Source organism: Azospirillum halopraeferens DSM 3675, from assembly GCF_000429625.1.
Classification (GTDB): domain Bacteria; phylum Pseudomonadota; class Alphaproteobacteria; order Azospirillales; family Azospirillaceae; genus Azospirillum; species Azospirillum halopraeferens.
This window is the reverse complement of the sequence record NZ_KE386928.1, coordinates 56095-74079: the sequence shown is the minus strand read 5'-3', so window position 1 is coordinate 74079 and position 17985 is coordinate 56095. Positions and strand designations below refer to the sequence as shown.

19 protein-coding genes are annotated in these 17985 nt (G+C 70.7%); 8 read left to right on the top strand and 11 right to left on the bottom strand.

What is annotated here, in order from left to right; all coding sequences use genetic code 11:
* Nucleotides 1-64: 64 nt before the first annotated feature.
* The 5 genes from G472_RS0127790 to pgi all read left to right on the top strand — a co-directional run bounded on the left by G472_RS0127790 (nt 65) and on the right by pgi (nt 5622).
* Nucleotides 65-661: a DUF3035 domain-containing protein gene (locus tag G472_RS0127790; protein ID WP_029011003.1), complete on the top strand. Its 597-nt coding sequence runs from the start codon at nt 65-67 to the stop codon at nt 659-661.
* 105 nt (nt 662-766) lie between these two features.
* Nucleotides 767-2212, top strand: coding sequence for a M16 family metallopeptidase (locus G472_RS36070; protein ID WP_084536949.1), 1446 nt, complete (start codon nt 767-769; stop codon nt 2210-2212).
* A gap of 1 nt (nt 2213) precedes the next feature.
* Nucleotides 2214-3560, top strand: a complete 1347-nt coding sequence (locus G472_RS0127780; RefSeq protein WP_029011002.1) for a M16 family metallopeptidase — start codon at nt 2214-2216, stop codon at nt 3558-3560.
* A gap of 102 nt (nt 3561-3662) precedes the next feature.
* On the top strand, nt 3663-3938 hold the full coding sequence (locus G472_RS0127775) for a CCDC90 family protein (protein ID WP_029011001.1): 276 nt from the start codon (nt 3663-3665) through the stop codon (nt 3936-3938).
* 40 nt (nt 3939-3978) lie between these two features.
* Nucleotides 3979-5622, top strand: coding sequence for a glucose-6-phosphate isomerase (pgi, locus tag G472_RS0127770; protein ID WP_029011000.1), 1644 nt, complete (start codon nt 3979-3981; stop codon nt 5620-5622).
* Between the two features lie 136 nt (nt 5623-5758).
* On the opposite strand, the gene G472_RS0127765 is transcribed toward pgi, so the two are convergent.
* A complete protein-coding gene (locus G472_RS0127765; protein WP_029010999.1) occupies nt 5759-6079 on the bottom strand; it encodes a helix-turn-helix transcriptional regulator in 321 nt (106 codons plus the stop codon).
* Nucleotides 6080-6207: 128 nt separating this feature from the next.
* On the opposite strand from G472_RS0127765, the gene mutL reads away from it, so the two are divergent.
* Nucleotides 6208-8055 (top strand): DNA mismatch repair endonuclease MutL, encoded by a 1848-nt coding sequence (mutL, locus tag G472_RS0127760; protein ID WP_029010998.1) that lies wholly within the window; start codon nt 6208-6210, stop codon nt 8053-8055.
* Between the two features lie 15 nt (nt 8056-8070).
* Here mutL and G472_RS36065 read toward each other — a convergent pair whose 3' ends face one another.
* From G472_RS36065 to G472_RS0127720, 8 genes are all read right to left on the bottom strand, one after another.
* Nucleotides 8071-8358 carry an STAS domain-containing protein gene (locus G472_RS36065; RefSeq protein WP_169732861.1) on the bottom strand — a complete coding sequence of 96 codons (288 nt, stop codon included), beginning with the start codon at nt 8356-8358 and terminating at the stop codon, nt 8071-8073.
* Between the two features lie 161 nt (nt 8359-8519).
* Nucleotides 8520-9749, bottom strand: a complete 1230-nt coding sequence (nhaA, locus tag G472_RS36060; protein WP_051341451.1) for a Na+/H+ antiporter NhaA — start codon at nt 9747-9749, stop codon at nt 8520-8522.
* Nucleotides 9750-9900: 151 nt separating this feature from the next.
* A complete protein-coding gene (locus G472_RS36055; RefSeq protein WP_084536947.1) occupies nt 9901-11313 on the bottom strand; it encodes an Nramp family divalent metal transporter in 1413 nt (470 codons plus the stop codon).
* A 460-nt stretch (nt 11314-11773) separates the two neighbouring features.
* On the bottom strand, nt 11774-13435 hold the full coding sequence (locus G472_RS0127740) for an alpha-amylase family protein (RefSeq protein WP_029010997.1): 1662 nt from the start codon (nt 13433-13435) through the stop codon (nt 11774-11776).
* 172 nt (nt 13436-13607) lie between these two features.
* The gene (gene sugE, locus G472_RS0127735) at nt 13608-13928 is read right to left on the bottom strand and encodes a quaternary ammonium compound efflux SMR transporter SugE (RefSeq protein WP_029010996.1); all 321 of its coding nucleotides are present in this window, start codon (nt 13926-13928) and stop codon (nt 13608-13610) included.
* The gene (gene rsmD, locus G472_RS0127730; protein WP_029010995.1) at nt 13928-14497 is read right to left on the bottom strand and encodes a 16S rRNA (guanine(966)-N(2))-methyltransferase RsmD; all 570 of its coding nucleotides are present in this window, start codon (nt 14495-14497) and stop codon (nt 13928-13930) included. Before rsmD ends, sugE begins: the two co-directional genes overlap by 1 nt.
* A complete protein-coding gene (locus G472_RS36050; protein ID WP_084536946.1) occupies nt 14478-15584 on the bottom strand; it encodes a pseudouridine synthase in 1107 nt (368 codons plus the stop codon). The genes rsmD and G472_RS36050 overlap by 20 nt, the downstream gene beginning before the upstream one ends.
* 59 nt (nt 15585-15643) lie before the next feature.
* Complete coding sequence (locus G472_RS0127720) at nt 15644-15853, bottom strand: dodecin (protein ID WP_029010994.1); 210 nt, start codon at nt 15851-15853, stop codon at nt 15644-15646.
* 149 nt (nt 15854-16002) lie between these two features.
* Here G472_RS0127720 and G472_RS0127715 point away from each other — a divergent pair, with 149 nt between their 5' ends.
* The gene (locus G472_RS0127715; protein WP_029010993.1) at nt 16003-16446 is read left to right on the top strand and encodes a nucleoside deaminase; all 444 of its coding nucleotides are present in this window, start codon (nt 16003-16005) and stop codon (nt 16444-16446) included.
* Nucleotides 16447-16813: 367 nt separating this feature from the next.
* On the top strand, nt 16814-17053 hold the full coding sequence (locus G472_RS0127710; RefSeq protein WP_029010992.1) for a hypothetical protein: 240 nt from the start codon (nt 16814-16816) through the stop codon (nt 17051-17053).
* A gap of 8 nt (nt 17054-17061) precedes the next feature.
* On the opposite strand, the gene G472_RS0127705 is transcribed toward G472_RS0127710, so the two are convergent.
* Both G472_RS0127705 and G472_RS36045 read right to left on the bottom strand, forming a co-directional pair.
* Nucleotides 17062-17478, bottom strand: a complete 417-nt coding sequence (locus G472_RS0127705) for a GFA family protein (protein ID WP_029010991.1) — start codon at nt 17476-17478, stop codon at nt 17062-17064.
* On the bottom strand, nt 17475-17984 hold the full coding sequence (locus G472_RS36045) for an SRPBCC family protein (RefSeq protein ID WP_051341448.1): 510 nt from the start codon (nt 17982-17984) through the stop codon (nt 17475-17477). Before G472_RS36045 ends, G472_RS0127705 begins: the two co-directional genes overlap by 4 nt.
* Nucleotide 17985: the final 1 nt, after the last annotated feature.

The following is a 17985-nucleotide window of genomic DNA, read 5'->3' as shown; positions in this document are numbered from 1 at the left end:
CGTAAACCTGAGCCGCTCTCCGGGCCGGCTCGCGACAGCGACGAGACTCATGGCCGTGTACCGCATGTCTTCCCTCTCCCTCCCGCCGCGCCGCCGCACGGTGCGTCCGCTGCTGGTCGCGGCGATCGCCGCCCTGGCGCTCGCCGGCTGCTCGGACGTCCGGCGCTCCATCGGCCTGGACCGCACCAGCCCGGACGAGTTCGCCGTCGTGTCCCGCGCCCCGCTGACCCTGCCGCCCGACATGCGGCTGCCGGCCCCGCGTCCCGGCGCGGCGCGGCCCAACGAGCCGAGCCCGACGGCGGTCGCCGAGGCCACCGTATTCGGCACCGGCGGCGTCCGCCAGGGTGGCCGCTCCGCCGGGTCGGACGGCCCGGGGTCGACGGGCGAGTCGGCGCTGCTGTCGCGCGCCGGCGCCGACCGGGTCGATCCCCGCATCCGCGCCACGGTCGACCAGGAGACGACGCAGCTCATCATCGCCGACCGGAGCTGGGTCGACTCCCTGCTGTTCTGGCAGACCCAGGAGGCCCCCTACTCGGTGGTCGATCCCACCAAGGAGGCGCAGCGCCTGCGCTCCGCCCAGGCGACCGGTCAGCCCCTCAACGAGGGGGCGGTGCCGACCATCACCCGCCGGCGCAAGGCACCGTTCGAAGGATTGTTCTGAGCCGACGCCGCACCCAGTATAAAGGGGCGCCCCGCCGGGGCGCCCCTTTTGCGTTCCGGTCTCGCCGTTCGCGCGCGGCCCAAGAATCCGGGAGTCCGTCCACCGATGTTCGCCGTCCCCCGCACCGCCCGCCGGGCCACGGGCCGGGCCCAGCGCCGGATTGCCGTGGCGGGTGCCCTCGCCCTGTTGCTGGCCCCGCTGGCCCCCTTCCCCGCCGCTGCCGCCGACACGGCGGCCCCGGAGATCGCCGCCCCCGCCGTCGCCCCGGTGGAAAAGGGGGTGTTCTTCCCCGAGACCTTCACCCTGGACAACGGGCTGCAGGTGGTGGTGGTGACCAACAACCGGGTTCCGGTGGTCACCCACATGGTGTGGTACCGGGTCGGAGCGGCCGACGAGCCGCTCGGCCTGTCGGGGATCGCCCATTTCCTGGAACACCTGATGTTCAAGGGCACCGAGCGGCTGGCGCCGGGCGAGTTCAGCCGCACCGTCGCCCGCAACGGCGGGCGGGACAACGCCTTCACCTCCTACGACTACACCGCCTATTTCCAGAACGTGGCGCGCGACCGGCTGGAACTGGTGATGTCCATGGAAGCGGACCGCATGGCCAACCTGCGGCTGACCGACGCCGAGGTCTACCCCGAGCGCAGCGTGGTCATGGAAGAGCGCCGCCAGCGCACCGAGAACGAGCCGGCGGACCGGCTGGGGGAGCAGTTTAACGCCACCCTCTTCGTCCACCACCCCTACGGCACGCCGGTGATCGGCTGGATGTCGGAAATCGCCCGCTTCACCCGCGAGCAGGCGGAGGACTTCTACCGCACCTGGTACACCCCCAACAACGCCGTCCTGGTGGTCGCCGGCGACATCACCGCCGAGGAGCTGAAGCCCCTGGCGGAGAAGCACTACGGCGCCATCCCGGCCCGCCCGGTGCCGGAGCGCGTGCGCGTCGAGGAGCCGCCCATCAGCGCGGCGCGGCGCGTCATCCTGCAGGACCCGGAGGTGCGCATGCCCTCGTGGCGGCGCGCCTGGATCGCCCCCTCCTACCGGGTGGACCCGGACGGGCACGCCTATGCCCTGCAGGTGCTGAGCGAGATCATGAGCGGCGGCGCCACCGGGCGCCTCTACCGCGCCCTGGTGGCGGAGCAGCGCATCGCCACCGGCGCCTGGATGGGCTACGGCGCCTCCTCGTGGGACCGCACGGCGCTGCACATGGGCGGCTCCCCGGCCCCCGGCACCACCATGGACGAGCTGGAGGCGGCTCTGCTGGAGCAGGTGCGCCTGCTGCTGGAGGACGGCGTCACCGAGGAGGAGGTCGCCACCGCCCGCAAGCGGATGCTGGCCGAGGCGGCGTACGCCCGCGACAGCCTGACCGGCCCCGCCATGGCGCTCGGCACGGCACTGACCACCGGACAGACCATCGACGACGTGGAGTCCTGGCCGGTGCGCATCGCCGCCGTCACCCGTGAACAGGTCGAGGCGGCGGCGCGCGTCGTGCTCGGCCAGACCAACCACGTCACCGGCCTGCTGCTGCCGGACCCGGACAGGGGGAGCTGAGATGTCCCACCGCTTCGCACGCACCGCCGGCGCCGTCCTGCTGGTGCTGATCGCGTGGACGCTGCCGGCGCGCGCCGTGGAGGTGCAGCGCGTCGTCAGCCCCGGCGGGATCGAAGCCTGGCTGATCGAGGACCACAAGACGCCGGTGATCGCCCTGGAATGGGCGTTCCGCGGCGTCGGGGGGCTTGAGCCGGCCGGCAAGGACGGTCTGGCCAACCTGGCGGCGTCCACCATGGACGAAGGGGCCGGCCCCCACGATGCGCAGGCGTTCCAGGGTCTGCTCCAGGACGATGCCATCTCGCTCAGCTACGGCGCCGGGCGCGACGCCTTCTCGGGCAGCCTGCGCACCCTGCGCGACGCCCGCGGCCGGGCATTCGAGCTGGCGCGGCTGTCCATGGCGGAGCCGCGCTTCGATGCCGACGCGGTGGACCGCATCCGCACCTCGATCCTCACCAGCCTGCAGCGCGACGAGGCGAACCCCGACCACGTCGCCCGGCGCGCCTTCTCCACCGCCGCCTTCCCCGACCACCCCTACGGCCGGGAGGTGCGGGGCACGCCCGACAGCCTGGCCGCCATCACGCCCGACGACCTGCGCGCGTTCGTGCGCAACCAGCTGGCGCGCGACCGGCTGGTGGTCGCCGCCGCCGGCGCCCTCACGCCGGAGGAGCTGGCCGGCGCCCTCGACGCCGTGTTCGGAGCCCTGCCGGAACGGGCGGCGGCGGCACAGGCGGCGGAGGTGACCCCCGCCGGCGGCGGCGAGACCCTGGTGATCCAACGGCCGACCGCCCAGACCGTCATGCTCATGGGCCAGCAGGGGCTCAAGCGCTCCGACCCCGACTGGTACGCGGCGACGGTCATGAACTACGTGCTGGGCGGCGGCGGCTTCGGCTCGCGCCTGATGGTGGAGGTGCGCGAGAAGCGCGGCCTCAGCTACGGCGTCTACAGCTATCTGGTGCCCATGGAAGGCAGTGCCCTGATCATGGCCGGCGGCTCCACCGCCAACGCCAACGCCGGCGAGGCGCTGGCCATCATGCGCGGGGAATGGCAGCGCATGGCCGAGAACGGCATCACCGCCGAGGAACTGGCCGACGCCAAGACCTACCTGACCGGCTCCTTCCCGCTGCAATTCTCCTCGACCTCGGCCATCGCCCGCATCCTGTTGCAGGTGAAGCGCGACGAGCTGGGCATCGACTATCTGGCCAACCGGGATTCCTACATCAACGCGGTCACCGCCGAGGACGTGCAGCGCGTCGCCCGCCGCCTGCTCGACCCTGCCCGCCTGCTGACCGTCCTGGTCGGCCGCCCCGAAGGCGTCACACCGACGCGGGCGCCGGACGGGGGAAGCTGATAGGCCCGGACCCGGTCTGCGTCGCAACACCGCAGGCGAGGCAAGCGCGGTGGAACGTGTTAGACTGCGGATCGTTCACCGACGAGCAGACCGGCGAGGGCGATGACCACCATCCCGTTCGACACCCTCAAGCTTGCCGAACGCCTCCAGGCGGGCGGTTTCACGCCCGAACAGGCGCGAACGGCGGCCTCGGCGCTGGCCGAGGCCATGACCGGTGCCGAGTTGCCGACCAAGTCCGATCTCAGCGCCATGGAGGCGCGCCTGGACGGCCGCATCGCCACCAGCATCGCCGATGCCAAGAGCGATCTGCTGCGCTGGATGGTGCCGCTGCTGCTGGGCCAGGCAGCCCTGATCGCCGCACTCGTCAAGCTCCTTTGAGCCCATCCACCCCCGTCGATCCGCCGTGGAGAGCTTCCCCATGTCCGCGCTCACCGAGTCTCCCGCCTGGCAGGCCCTGAACCGTCACCGTGCGGCCATGGAGGGCGTGCACATGCGCGACCTGTTCGCCGCCGACCCCGGACGGTTCGACCGGTTCTCGCTGGAGGCGGCGGGCATCCTGCTGGATTACTCCAAGAACCGCATCACCGGCGAGACGGTCGACCTGCTGGTCGATCTGGCCCGGCAGCAGGACGTGGCGGGCTGGCGCGACCGGATGTTCGCGGGTGAACGGATCAACGTCACCGAGGACCGCGCGGTGCTGCACACGGCGCTGCGCAACCGCTCCGACCGGGCGGTCCCGGTGGACGGCCGCGACGTGATGCCCGACGTCCGGGGCGTGCTGAAGCGCATGGAGCATTTCGTCAAGCGGGTGCGCGAGGGGGCGTGGACCGGCTACACCGGGCAGCAGATCACCGACGTGGTGAACATCGGGATCGGCGGCTCCGACCTCGGCCCGGTCATGGTGACCGAGGCGCTGACCCCCTTCCTGCATCCGGAGATCGCCTTCCACTTCGTCTCCAACGTGGACGGCACCCACATCCGGGAAACCCTGGACTGGCTGGACCCGGAAACCACCCTGTTCATCGTCGCGTCCAAGACCTTCACCACACAGGAAACGCTGACCAACGCCCACACCGCCCGGCGCTGGTTCCTGGAAACGGCCGGCGACGAGGCGCACATCGCCCGCCATTTCGTCGCCGTCTCCACCAACGAAGCGGCGGTGCGCGCCTTCGGCATCGACCCGGAGAACATGTTCGGGTTCTGGGACTGGGTGGGCGGGCGCTATTCCCTGTGGTCGGCCATCGGGCTGCCCATTGCCCTCGGCATCGGCTTCGACCGGTTCGAGGAGCTGCTGGACGGCGCCCACGCCATGGACGAGCATTTCCGCACCGCCCCGCCGGAGCGCAACCTGCCCATCCTGCTGGGGATGCTCGGCGTCTGGTACGTCAATTTCTGGGGGGCGGGGGCGCACGCCGTGCTGCCCTACGACCAGTACCTGCACCGTTTCCCCGCCTATCTCCAGCAGCTCGACATGGAGAGCAACGGCAAGCGCACCGACCGCGGGGGCGAACCGGTCGACTACGCCACCGGTCCCGTGGTGTTCGGTGAACCCGGCACCAACGGGCAGCACGCCTTCTACCAGCTCATCCACCAGGGGACCGGACTGATCCCCTGCGACTTCATCGCCGCGGCGCAGACCCACAACCCGGTGGGCGACCACCACCGCATCCTCCTGTCCAACGTCTTCGCCCAGCCCGAGGCGCTGATGCGCGGCAAGACCGCCGACGAGGTGCGGGCGGAGATGGCCGGCTCCGGCACGCCGGCGGCGGCGATCGAGGCGCTGGTGCCCCACCGCGTCTTCCCCGGCAACGTCCCCACCAACACCCTGCTGGTCCGCAGCCTGGACCCGCGCACGCTGGGCGCCCTGATCGCGCTATACGAGCACAAGGTGTTCGTCCAGGGCATCGTGTGGAACATCAACTCCTTCGACCAGTGGGGGGTGGAACTGGGCAAGCAGCTCGCCAACCGCATCCTGCCCGAACTCCAGGACGGCCCCACCCCGGCCCCGGCCCACGACGTCTCCACCAACGGCCTGATCGCCTGGTACCGCAACCACCGGTGATCCGGCCGACCTTATACGCGGTCAGGAAAATCCTGACCGCTGCGTTCAAACGCCACGCAGGCTTCGGCCCTATCGGGCCGCGGCCGCCGTCGCGGCCGATACCGGGTTCGGACGTCAGGACTTACCGAACCCGGTATTAGACATCCGCCACACCGCTCACGCCCCCTGCCCGCTTCCTGCCGTGGACGCTCTCCGGGTCCTCGCCGATGGGATCGCTCTCCGGCAGGTGCGCGATGCGATCCCGGTAGCCGAGGATCGCCATCACCCGGACGAGCAGCGCCAGCCCCACCGTCTCGCGTCCGGTCTCCGGCGCGCCGATCGACTTGCGGGTCGTCCCGGCGCGCTCCGCCACCTCGTCCATGGTCAGGTTCCGGCGCAGCCGCGCCAGACGGATCCGGTAGCCCAGCCTCTTCAGCGCCTCCAGTTCGTCCCCGCTGAGGACAACAGCGCGCGACATCGGCCCCACCACGACCCGTTGTGCCCGTTTATGTAACCTACAGGCCCCATCGCCACCGGGAAAGGCCGGTTCGGCGGACGCCTGCTCCCCCGGTGGCGCCGCACCCCGCGGCCCACTATATTCGGCCCATGCCGATCCGCCGCCTGCCCGACACCCTGGTCAACCGCATCGCCGCCGGCGAGGTGGTCGAACGCCCCGCCGCCGCCGTCAAGGAACTGGTGGAGAACGCCCTGGACGCCGGCGCCACCCGCGTCGACGTGGTGGTGCGCGACGGCGGCAAGACGCTGATCGCGGTCACCGACGACGGCTGCGGCATGGAGCCGGACGAGCTGGATCTGGCGGTGGAGCGCCACGCCACGTCGAAGCTGGCGGGCGACGACTTGCAGGACATCCGCACGCTGGGCTTCCGCGGCGAGGCCCTGCCGTCCATCGGCGCGGTGAGCCGGCTGACCATCGCCAGCCGCCGGCGCGGCGCCGACAGCGCCTGGTCCCTCACCGTCGACGCCGGCGCCAAAGGGCGGCCGCAGCCGGCGGCACTGGCACCGGGCACCCGGGTGGAGGTGCGCGACCTGTTCGCCGCCGTGCCGGCGCGGCTCAAGTTCCTCAAGGCCAATCGGACCGAACTGGACCACGTCCAGGACACGCTGGAGCGTCTGGCCATGGCGCACCCCGGCGTCGCCTTCACGCTCGCCGACGACGGCCGGTCGCTGCTGCGCCTGTCGGCTGCGTCGGGGGAGCCGGCACAGGCCCGGCTCGTCCGCCTGGGGACCCTGATGGGCCGCGACTTCCAGGACAACGCGGTACCGGTGGACGCGGTGCGCGAGGGCGTGCGGCTGTCCGGCTGGATCGGCCTGCCGACCCTGCACCGCCCGACGGCCCGCCAGCAGCATTTGTTCGTCAACGGCCGGCCGGTGCGCGACAAGCTGATGGTCGGTGCGGTGCGCGGCGCCTACGCCGATTTCCTGCCGCGCGACCGCCACCCGCTGCTGGCCCTGTTCCTGGAGATCGACCCGCTGGAGGTCGACGTCAACGTCCATCCCGCCAAGGCGGAGGTGCGCTTCCGCGACACCGGGCTGGTGCGCGGCCTGATCGTCGGCGCGCTCAAGCACGCCCTGGCCGGCGCCGGGCACCGCGCCTCCACCACGGTCGGCGTCGCCACGCTGGGCGCCCTGCGGCCGGAAGGCGGCGGGGCCGCTGCCGCTGCCGCAGCACCGTGGAGCGGCTACGGCCGCGGACCCGTCTACGCCGCGTCCGCGGCGGTGCCGCGCGGCCTGGCCGATCGGGCCTCCGCCTTCCAGGCGCCCCTGGCCGGGCTGGACACCGCCCCCGCCGCCCGGCCGCCCGTCTACACCGCCGATGCCGGTGCCGATGCCGGTGCCCCGCCGCCCGGCGCCGACCATCCGCTGGGGGCGGCGCGCGCCCAGGTGCACAACACCTACATCGTGGCGCAGACGGAGTCGGGCATCATCATCGTCGACCAGCACGCCGCCCACGAGCGCCTGGTCTACGAGCGCATGAAGGCCGCGCTGCTGGCCGGCGGCGTCAAGCGCCAGGGCCTGCTGATCCCCGAGGTGGTGGAACTGGACGAGCCCTCCGCCGCCCGCCTGACCGCCCGCGCCGCCGAACTGGCCGAACTGGGGCTGGTGGTGGAGCCCTTCGGCCCCGGCTGCGTCGTGGTGCGCGAGGTGCCGGCCCTGCTCGGGCGCGCCGACGCCGCAGCGCTGGTCCGCGATCTGGCGGACGAGCTGGCCGAGTTGGGCGATGCGCCCTCGCTCAAGGAGCGGCTGGAGGAGGTCTGCGCCACGATGGCCTGCCACGGCTCGGTCCGCGCCGGGCGGTCCCTGACCATCGACGAGATGAACGCCCTGCTGCGCCGGATGGAGGCCACCCCCCACTCCGGCCAATGCAACCACGGCCGTCCCACCTATGTGGAACTGAAGCTGGCCGACATCGAGAAGCTGTTCGGGCGGCGGTAGAACCGCATCCTCCCATCATCCCATCAGCAGCGCCCGCCCGCCGGAGCGGTCGAGCATGCGCAGCACCCGCGGCGGGATGTTGACGACGGCGATTCGGCGGCCCCTGGACCGCGCGTGCTCGCGCAGGATCAGCAGCATGCCCAGGCCGTTGGTGTCGAGGAAGCTGAGTTCCCCCAGATCGACCACGATCTCATGGCCCGGCGGGCCGTCCAGCCCGTCCAGCAGCGGACGGAACGCGTCGCAACTGCTGTAGGTCAGGTGACCGCGGCAGGTGAAGCGGACCCGCTCCCCGTCATGATGCACGGAAGCTCCGAATGCGGTCGGAGACGACATGGCAGCGCTCCCCCTCGTTGTCACGGACGGGACCACTCTACCGGGCATATTTTACACGATTTTGTCGGATCTGTAACGGGGAGGAGGTGCGGCGTTTCGCACCCCCTCCCCTGCCCCTGACGGTGCGCCGGTCAGGCCGACGCGTTCTGCGGCTGCGGCTCGCCCTGCTCCAGGGGCTCGGCGGCGGTGCTGCGGGCCAGGCGCAGGACCAGCCAGCCGGCGCCGGCAGCCACGAACGATCCGGCCAGCACGCCCACCTTCACCGCGTCGCCCAGTTCGGGCGAGGTGGGGAAGGCCAGGGCGCCGATGAACAGGCTCATGGTGAAGCCGATGCCGCACAGCAGCGACACGCCGTAGAGCTGCGCCCAGGAGGCGCCGGCCGGGCGCTGGGCCAGACCGGCGCGGATGGCCAGCCACGAGGTGGCGAAGACGCCCACCTGCTTGCCCACGAACAGGCCCAGCGCGATGCCCAGCGGCACGCTGCCGAACGCCACCGACGCGTCGATCCCGCCGAAGGACACGCCGGCGTTGGCGAAGCCGAAGACCGGCACGATGGCGAAGGCCACCCAGGGGTGGATGATGTGCTCCATCCGGTGCAGCGGCGAGGTGGTATCGTCGGGACGACCCGGCGCCGGGCGCAGCGGCACGGTCAGCGCCAGCACCACGCCGGCCAGCGTGGCGTGCAGGCCCGATTGCAGCACGAAGCCCCACAGGGCCAGGCCGACCACGGCGTAGGGCAGAAGGCGCGCCACCCCCAGCCGGTTCATGGCGATCAGCACCGCCACGGCGGCACCGGCCAGGCCCAGCGCCGGCAGCGACAGCTCGGCCGTGTAGAACAGGGCGATGATCAGCACCGCGCCCAGATCGTCGAGAATGGCCAGGGCGGCCAGGAAGATCTTCAGGGATGCCGGAACCCGCGAGCCCAGCAGGGAGATGATGCCCAGCGCGAAGGCGATGTCCGTCGCCGCCGGCACGGCCCAGCCGCGCAGCGTCTCGGGGTTGGCGCCGTTGAAGGCCACGTAGATCAGGGCCGGCACGACCATGCCGCCGACCGCGGCGATGCCCGGCAGGGCGCGGCGGGGCCAGGTGGCGAGCTGTCCGTCCAGGACCTCGCGCTTGATCTCCAGGCCGACCAGCAGGAAGAAGACGGCCATCAGGCCGTCGTTGATCCAGTGGCCGACGCTGAGGCCGAAGACGTAGGTGTGCAGCAGGCCGAAATAGCCGCCGGCCAGCGGCGAGTTGGCCACGACGATCGCCGCCGCCGCCGCGGCCAGCAGCAGCAGCCCGCCGGAAGCCTCGGTGTGGAGGAACTCCCGGAGGATGGAGAGCGGGCGTCGCGGGGTGTCGGTCCGAGGAGTCATCGGGGTCGGCTCCTATTCATTATCACGTCGAGCATCGGTGACGGCGCCACCCTGGCAAAGGAACGGGGGCCGACCGGTGTGCGGTCGGCCCCCGGCCACGGGACGCGGTGCGTTCGGGACCGGGGGAGCCGGGAGCCCCCCCGAAGCCGGATCAGGCGAGGAACTGGTAATACAGCACGTAGCAGGTCAATCCCAGCAGTGCGAACGTACCGAACCACGCCCAGGCGAACTGGAGCTTGGAGGGCAGCAGCTCACGCTCGAAATCGGTCACGAAGTTGTCCTTGATCGCCCGGATGGTCAACCAGAACAGGACCGGCGAGAAGACCAGGGCCATCACCGACGCCACCTGGGTGACGAAGATCGGCTCGGGCAGACCGAAGACGATGGCGATGCCGGCGACCAGCCAGATGACCTGCATGGTGCGGTAGAGGATCTTGCGCATCTGGGGGTTGTCCCAGTCCCGCTTCAGGCGGACCGAGCATTCCTCGAAGATGCGGGCCTGACCGTCGAAGTAGGTGAAGACGGTGGAGAACAGGGCCGCCACGCCGCCGGCGATGATGACCGGGAAGATCCAGGCGCCGAACGTCTCGGTGTAGATGCTGGCGATCACGATGCCCATCTCGCTGCCCTTCGGCACCAGACCGGCCGGGAACAGCACCACGGCACCCACGATCAGGAAGATCATGCCGGACAGCATCGACACGATGTAGCTGATGTTCATGTCGCGCTTGAACAGGATCAGGCTGTTCTTCATGTAGTTCGGGTCCATCTCGACCCGGTGACCCTGAGCCTCAAGCTCCTTGACCTTGACCATGCCGACCTTCTTCTCGACGGCCCAGATCGACTGCATGGGCGCGACCTCGAGCGTGGTCGGGAAGTAGCCGAACATGGCGCCGAACAGCATCATGGCGGCGATGGGCGGCAGCGTCGGCAGCAGACGCGACAGGTACTCGCCCGGGGGAGGAGCCTGGAGGGCGAAGGCCAGGAAGCAGGAGACGGCGAAGACCAGGATCAGCAGCTTGCAGATGCCTTCCACCGCACCGTAGCTGCCCAGCCACAGGATGGCGACGGTGCCGACCAGGATGGTGACGGCCCACGCTTCCAGCGGCATGAACGGAAACGCCGCCCACATCAGCGCCGCGCAGCCCAGCGCGCGGCCGGCGATGCCGACGGTGTTGGCGAAGACCTGGAAGATCAGGAACGCCAGCGGCCAGCGGCCGACGCGGTGGTAGGCGTTGATGATCGACTCACCCTTCACCATGGTGTAGCGGTGGGCGAATTCGAACGCGCAGTACTTCAGGATGTAGGCGGCCAGGATCACCCACAGCAGGTCGTAGCCGAAACGCGCACCCGCCGTCGGCGCGTGCATGATGTGGCTGGCGCCGATGCCGGTCATCGCCGCGGCGATGCCGGGTCCCATGGCCCGCCAGGTGTCCATGAAGCCGGTGCCCGGCGCTTCCAGGCGGATGAGCCCTGCACTGCCCAGCTTGGCCTTGGCGTCGACGCCGGCCAACCCGCCGGTCCCGTCCAATGCGGCTGCGGTGCCTTTTGAATCTGCACTCATGTTTCGTAACCTCCCCCGAGAGGACTTGCCGTCAAGCGCACTCGGGCGCATGCCGGTGTTGGAAGGGCCTGCCGCCGGGTGCGAACCCCGGGCGACCTCCTTGTTTGGCAGCCCGGGAGCCACGCCCGGTCCCCGGACCTTGATGTCGGCCTACCAATCATGCAGTCGGTCCGATTGTTTGCCCCCCAACCGTATTGCAAATACCAAATACTGCCCACCAAAAAATTCACGGCGCCGCGGCATATCCCGCCATGCGGAAAATGCATCGATCGAGGGGAGGAGTCCGCCTTTCGGGGGGTGGCGACCCTCTTCCGAACCCTCTGTAAGGCCGGCTCCGGGTGGCCGCACCCTCGCACGGGCGCGCAAAAGCGCACCGTTCCCCTTCCGGGGGAACGGTGACGGGACGAGGGGAGGATGGGGCGGTGTGCGCCGGCCCGGACCGGAGCCGGAAGGAATCCGGCTACAGGTCGGTGCGCCGCAGGACGTCGTCGAGCCCCCCCTGGCGGAACCAGCGGAAGCCGTGGCCTTCCAGGAGGATGCAGTGGCGGCCGTCGTCGCCGGCCCGGCTGTGCTCCTCGCTCAGCAGGTTGATCAGGCAGGGGGAATCATCGTCGCCGCCGGTGCGGATGGTGATCTCGCAGGGCTTGGCGGCGAGGTTGTGCAGACAGACGATGGTGTTGTTGCGCCAGTCGTAGCGCAGGCCCAGCACCGCGGGGTTGCCGGTGTTCAGCACCGTCATGGTACCCCAGCCGATCTCCGGGCATTCCTTGCGCAGCCCGATGATCCGCTCCATCCAGTTGAACAGGGATTCCGGATCGCGGCGCTGCATGGCCACGTTGACCCGTTCGTAACCGAAGGCACCGCCGGAGATGACCGGACGGACCGGCCGCTCGGCGGCGGTGAAGCCACCGCAGGATTCGGGCGACCATTGCATGGGCGTGCGCACGCTGTCGCGCTCCTTCAGGGACAGATCGTCGCCCATGCCGATCTCGTCGCCGTAATACAGCACGGGCGTGCCCGGCAGGGTGAACAGCAGGCTGTAGGCCTGGTGCAGCCGGCGCGGGTCGCCGTCCAGCATGGCCGCCAGGCGGCGCCGGATGCCGCGGCCGTAAAGCTGCATGTCCGGGTCCGGCGCAAAGGCGGCGAACACGGCGTCGCGTTCCTCGTCGGACAGCCGGCCCAGGTCCAGTTCGTCATGGTTGCGCAGGAAGCTGGCCCATTGGGCGGAGTCCGGCTTGCCGCGTGTCTCCTCCAGCGCCGCGACCAGGGGCCGGGCGTCGCCGGTGGCGAGCGCCAGGAACAGGGATTGGTTGACGGGGAAGTTGAACATCATGTGCATGCGGTCGCCGTCCTCGCCGAAGTACTCGACGTTCAGGCGGGGCGGCACATTGGCTTCGGCCAGCAGCACCACGTCGCCGCGGCGCCACTGGGCGAAAGCGCGGAAGAAGCGCAGCAGATCGTAGCGCGGGCGTTCCTCCTTGACCTCCGCCCCCTGGCGTTCGATGACGAAGGGAACGGCGTCGATGCGGAAGCCGGACACACCCAGTTCCAGCCAGAAACCCATGATCTTCAGCAGCTCCGCCTGGACCTCGGGGTTGCCGATGTTGAGGTCGGGCTGGAAGTCGTAGAAACGATGGAAGTAGTAGGCGCCGGCGACGGGATCGCGGGTCCAGGTGGTGTTCTGGACGCCGGGGAACACCATGCCCTCGTGGGCGTCCTCGGGCTTCGTGTCGGACCATATATAGAAGTCGCGGAAGGGTGACCGCGGATCCTTGCGGGCGGCCCGGAACCAGGGATGGCGGTCGGAGGTGTGGTTGATCACCAGGTCCATGATGATGCGCAGACCCCGCTGCCGGGCGGCGTGGGCGAACTCCACGAAATCACCCAGCGAGCCGTAGCGCGGATCGACCCCGTAATGGTCGGTGATGTCATAGCCATGATCGCGCCGCGGCGACGGCTGGAACGGCATCAGCCACAGGGTGGTGACTCCCAGCCCCTGGAGATAGTCCAGCCGGCGCAGCAGCCCCTTGAAGTCGCCGATCCCGTCGCCGTTGGCGTCCATGAAGGTGCCGACCGACAGGCAGTAGACGACGGCATTCTTATACCAAAGGTCATTGATCATGCGCGCTCCTCCATGTTCCGTAGGAGAACGGGAGGGGGGCGCCGACGATCCCGCGGCCCTTCGATGTCGCGGCACACAAAGCCCGCGGCGCCTTCGGGCCGGTGCTTCGGTTTGCCGAACCGGCGGGTGGTGACCATGGTCGACGAGGACGCCCGGCCGGCATGGTGACGGATCACTGGGGGCTGACCACTTTCAGCCCGATGATGCCGGCCACGATCAGCCCGATGCAGGCGAGCCGCGCCGCCCCGGCCGGCTCGCCGAACAGCGCGATGCCGAGGATCACCGTGCCGACCGCGCCGATGCCGGTCCATACCGCGTAGGCCGTACCGACGGGCAGATCGCGCAGCGCCAGGCCCAGCATCACGACGCTGCCCGCCATCGCCGCCGCCGTCACGACGGAGGGGACGAGCCGGGTGAACCCATGCGTGTACTTCAGCCCGATGGCCCACACGATCTCCAGGAGACCGGCGAGCAGCAGCCAGATCCAGGCCATCACGCCCCCTCGTAGCGGGCGAACAGCACGCGCGTGTCGCCGTAGCGCCGTTCGTCCAGCGCGGTGAAGCCCGCCGGCAGGGGCAGCGGCGCGCCGGCCGCTTCCTCCACCACCGTGACCGCACCGCGGGCGAGCCAGCCGGCGGCGGCCAGCGCCGCCAGCGCGGCAGGCGCCAGATCCTTGCGGTAGGGCGGGTCGAGGAACACCAGCGTCACCGCCGCCGCGGCACGCGGCGGACGGGTGGCGTCGGCGCGCAGGACGGTGCAGCGCGCCTCCTCCCCCAGCGCCGCGACGTTGGCGCGCACGGCGTCGAGGGAGCCGCGGGCGGTGTCGAGGAAGGTGACGCTGCCGGCCCCCCGCGACAGTGCCTCCAGCCCCAGCGCACCGGTGCCGCAAAAGGCGTCGACCACCGCCGCCCCTTCCACCGGCGAGCCGCCGTCAGGACCCCAGCCGGAATGGGCGAGGATGTTGAAGATCGCCTCGCGGGTGCGGTCGCCGGTGGGCCGCACGTCGCTGCCGGCCGGCGCCGTCAGGCGGCGGCCGCGGTGGCTACCGGCGACGATCCGCACGGCCACCGCCGCCGCTGCGCGGCCCGGCGGGCCGGCTTGATCCGGGTTTGGCAGGGCCGGGTTTGGCGCCCCCGGATTTGCCAGGGCCGGGCTTCGCCGCGCCGGACTTCGTCGCGCCGGTCTTGGGGCCACCGGGCTTGGCGGCACCGGGCCGGGCCGGGGCACGCCCCTTCGGCGGGGTTCCCGGTCCGGCGGCGTTCGCCGGCTGCGGCTTGGCCCGGGCGGTGCGCGGCGGGCCGGGCTTGCGCACGGCGGCCTTGGCGTGGCCGGAGGGGGCGTCGGCCCCGGCGCCGTCACGGTCGCGGAAGAAGAGGATCACCTGGTCCTTGACGACGCGCCGCGGCACCTCCTCCACCGCCCCTTCCTCCAGCTTGCCGAGCTGGAAGGGGCCGTAGGCGGTGCGGATCAGGCGTGTGACCTGAAGGCCCAGCGATTCCATCACCTTGCGGATCTCGCGGTTCTTGCCTTCCTTGATGCCGACGGTCAGCCAGGCGTTCGAGCCCTGGACGCGGTCCAGCGTCGCCTCGATGGGACCGTAGGTGACGCCCTCGATGGTCGGGCCCTTGGCCAGTGCCGCCAACTGACGTTCGTCCACCGTGCCGTGCACGCGCACGCGGTAGCGGCGGGTCCACCCGGTGGCCGGCAGTTCCAGGAAGCGCGCGAGCTCCCCGTCGTTGGTGAGCAGCAGCAGCCCCTCGGTGTTGAGGTCGAGGCGGCCGACCGAGACGACGCGCGGCAGATCCGCCGGCAGCTTCTCGAAGACGGTGGACCGCCCCTTCTCGTCGCGCGCCGTGGTGACCAGGCCGGCCGGCTTGTTGTAGCGCCACAGACGGGTCGGTTCCGGCTCGGGGATCGGCTGGCCGTCGACCAGCACGATGTCGCCCGGCGTCACCACGCAGGCGGGGCTGTCCAGGGTGCGACCGTTGACCGCGACGCGGCCCTCGGCGATCCAGCGCTCGGCATCGCGGCGCGAGCACAGGCCGGCGCGCGCCAGCCGCTTGGCGATGCGCTCACCGCCGCCGGAGTCAGGCGAGTCGCCGTCTCCGGCCAGCGGGTCCAGGGAGGTGTCGGGGCGGGGGGTATCCATGGCCGGACCATAGGGCGAAGCCGCCCCACCCGCAACGGGGAAGCGGCGGGCCGGCCGTATCAATCCTCCAGGCGGAAGCCGACCTTCATGACCACCTGGTACTGCGCCACCTTGCCGCCGCGGATGGAGCCGCGGATCTCCGACACCTCGAACCAGTCCAGGTGCTGGAGCGTCCGGGCGGCGCGTTCCACGCCATTCTTGATGGCGTCGTCGATGCTGCCCTCGGCGGTGCCGACGATCTCGATCTTCTTGTAGACGTGGTTCTCCATGGGGCGGTCCTCGGCAGGGGTTGTTCGTGTCGTTCCGGCAGCTTGGGCCGGAACCGCCCGGCGATCAACCGGCCTTGATGACGCGGCGGCGCTTGACGCCGCACGGCCGCCGCCGCACGGTGGCGGCCATGCAACGCCTCCCCTCCCCCATGGCGCTGGCGCTGGCCGAGGCCGAGGCCGCGGCGGCGCGCGGCGAGGTCCCCGTCGGCGCCGTCATCGTCGACCCCGCCGGCGGCGCCGTGCTGGCCCGCGCCGGCAACCGCACGGAGGAGCTGCATGACCCCACCGCGCACGCGGAGATCCTGGCCATCCGTGCTGCCTGCCGCACCCTCGCCTCGCCCCGCCTGCCCGGCCTCGACCTGTACGTGACGCTGGAACCCTGCGCGCTGTGTGCCGCCGCCATCAGCTTCGCCCGCCTGCGGCGCGTCTATTTCGGTGCCTATGACCCCAAGGGCGGCGGCGTCGAACACGGCCCCCGCTTCTTCACCCGGCCGACCTGCCACCACGCGCCGGAGGTCTACGGCGGGTTCGAGGAAACCCGTGCCGGTGATCTGCTGCGGGATTTTTTCCGGGAGCGGCGGTCCGGGGTTTGACGACCGAACCGGACGCCGGGACGGTTCCGGCGGGTCTCCGCCGGTCCGGCACGTCGGGGATGATCGCGGCCCCCGTGCGCCGCGTCCGCGGTCGCTCCGCGATCATCCCCGGGTGCCGCGCCGGATGGCAGCACGACCGGTGACCCGATGCCGGGATGGTGCACCGGGCCTCACGGGTGGTGACGGGCACGCCGGAGGCAGCGGCGTGTGTCCGTCCCATACGAGACCTCCTCGCATGACGGAGGGCTCCGGCTCTTTATATGCGATTGCGACTTAATTGCATAGCCATTTTGCGGCCCTGACCTGGATCAATACTGCCATCCCATAATTTTGTTGGGGTTGCCCGCAGTCTCCCGGAGGCCGACCCTTGGCGGCGCATCTCCGGTTCTCCAACACAGAGGCGACCATGTGCGCTGGTGCCGACGGCTGTTTCCTGATCAGGGCGTATCATCAGAGTGCCGCCCGGCACGGTCATGACGAGGCGGTGCGCAGGGCTGCGGACCTTTACCGGCGCACCAACCGCGACGCCACGCCGGACGAGGCCGTGGCCTTCGTGGAACGCTTCGTCCAACCGTCCGCCGTTCCGGCCTGCGCGGCCTGCGGGTGACGGTCGGTTCAGCCGTCCGCCATCCGTTCGACGATCCGCAGCGACCGGTCGAGCGTGTCCCAGCCATGGCCCCGGACAGCGTAGGTCACCACCCTCGGTTCGAACCGGCCGGGATCGTCCAGGCTGGCGGCGTGAACGGCGATCAGGTCCGGCATGGCGTCGAAGGTGAGGAAGACAGGCGTTCCGCAAGTCGGGCAGAAGGCATGGGCCTTCATGTTTCCGCTGTCCCCGGCAACCTTCCAGGTGCTGACGTCGCCGCAGATGACCATGTCCGCCCGGTTGGGGAACGTCAGATAGGATGAATGTCCGGTGCCGCTCCGCTTCTGGCACTCGCGGCACTGGCAGTGGTTCTCGAAGATGGGCTCGCTTGTGGTTTCGTAGCGGATGGCACCGCACGCGCAACCGCCCGCATAGGTCCCGGTCATGATGGAGCTCCTTCGACCCGGTGTCCGGCGGGCTGACGCGATTCGGTGGCCTTCGGCCCGGCGAAGACGTTCAGCCCGCGGCCTGTCTCCAGAAAAGACTTCAGGCTGGAGAGCACGGCCGGCCAGCCTTTGGTGACGCCGTTCGCCATGGCGCTTCCGGCCTGCAGTTCGTCGTGGGTGACGGTCAGGCGCGCCATGTCCCCGTACTCCTCGATCTCGAACGTGACCCGGCTGTAGGCGTCCGGATCGTCGGCCTGCGAGGCGGCGGCCCAGGTGAGAACGAGGCGGCGGGGCGGTGAGATCTCGACGACCTTGCCGACGAGTTCGACGGTGCGGTCCGCGGTGTCGCGGATATGCTGCCATGTCGACCCCGGCTCCCAGTCCGAGATGTTCTCATGCCCCCAGTAGTGCCGCGCGATGTCGGCCCGGGTGATCGCCTCGAACACCCTCTCCGGAGTCGATGCGATGTAGGTGACATAGACGAAGCTGATGGTCTCTTTGGTCATG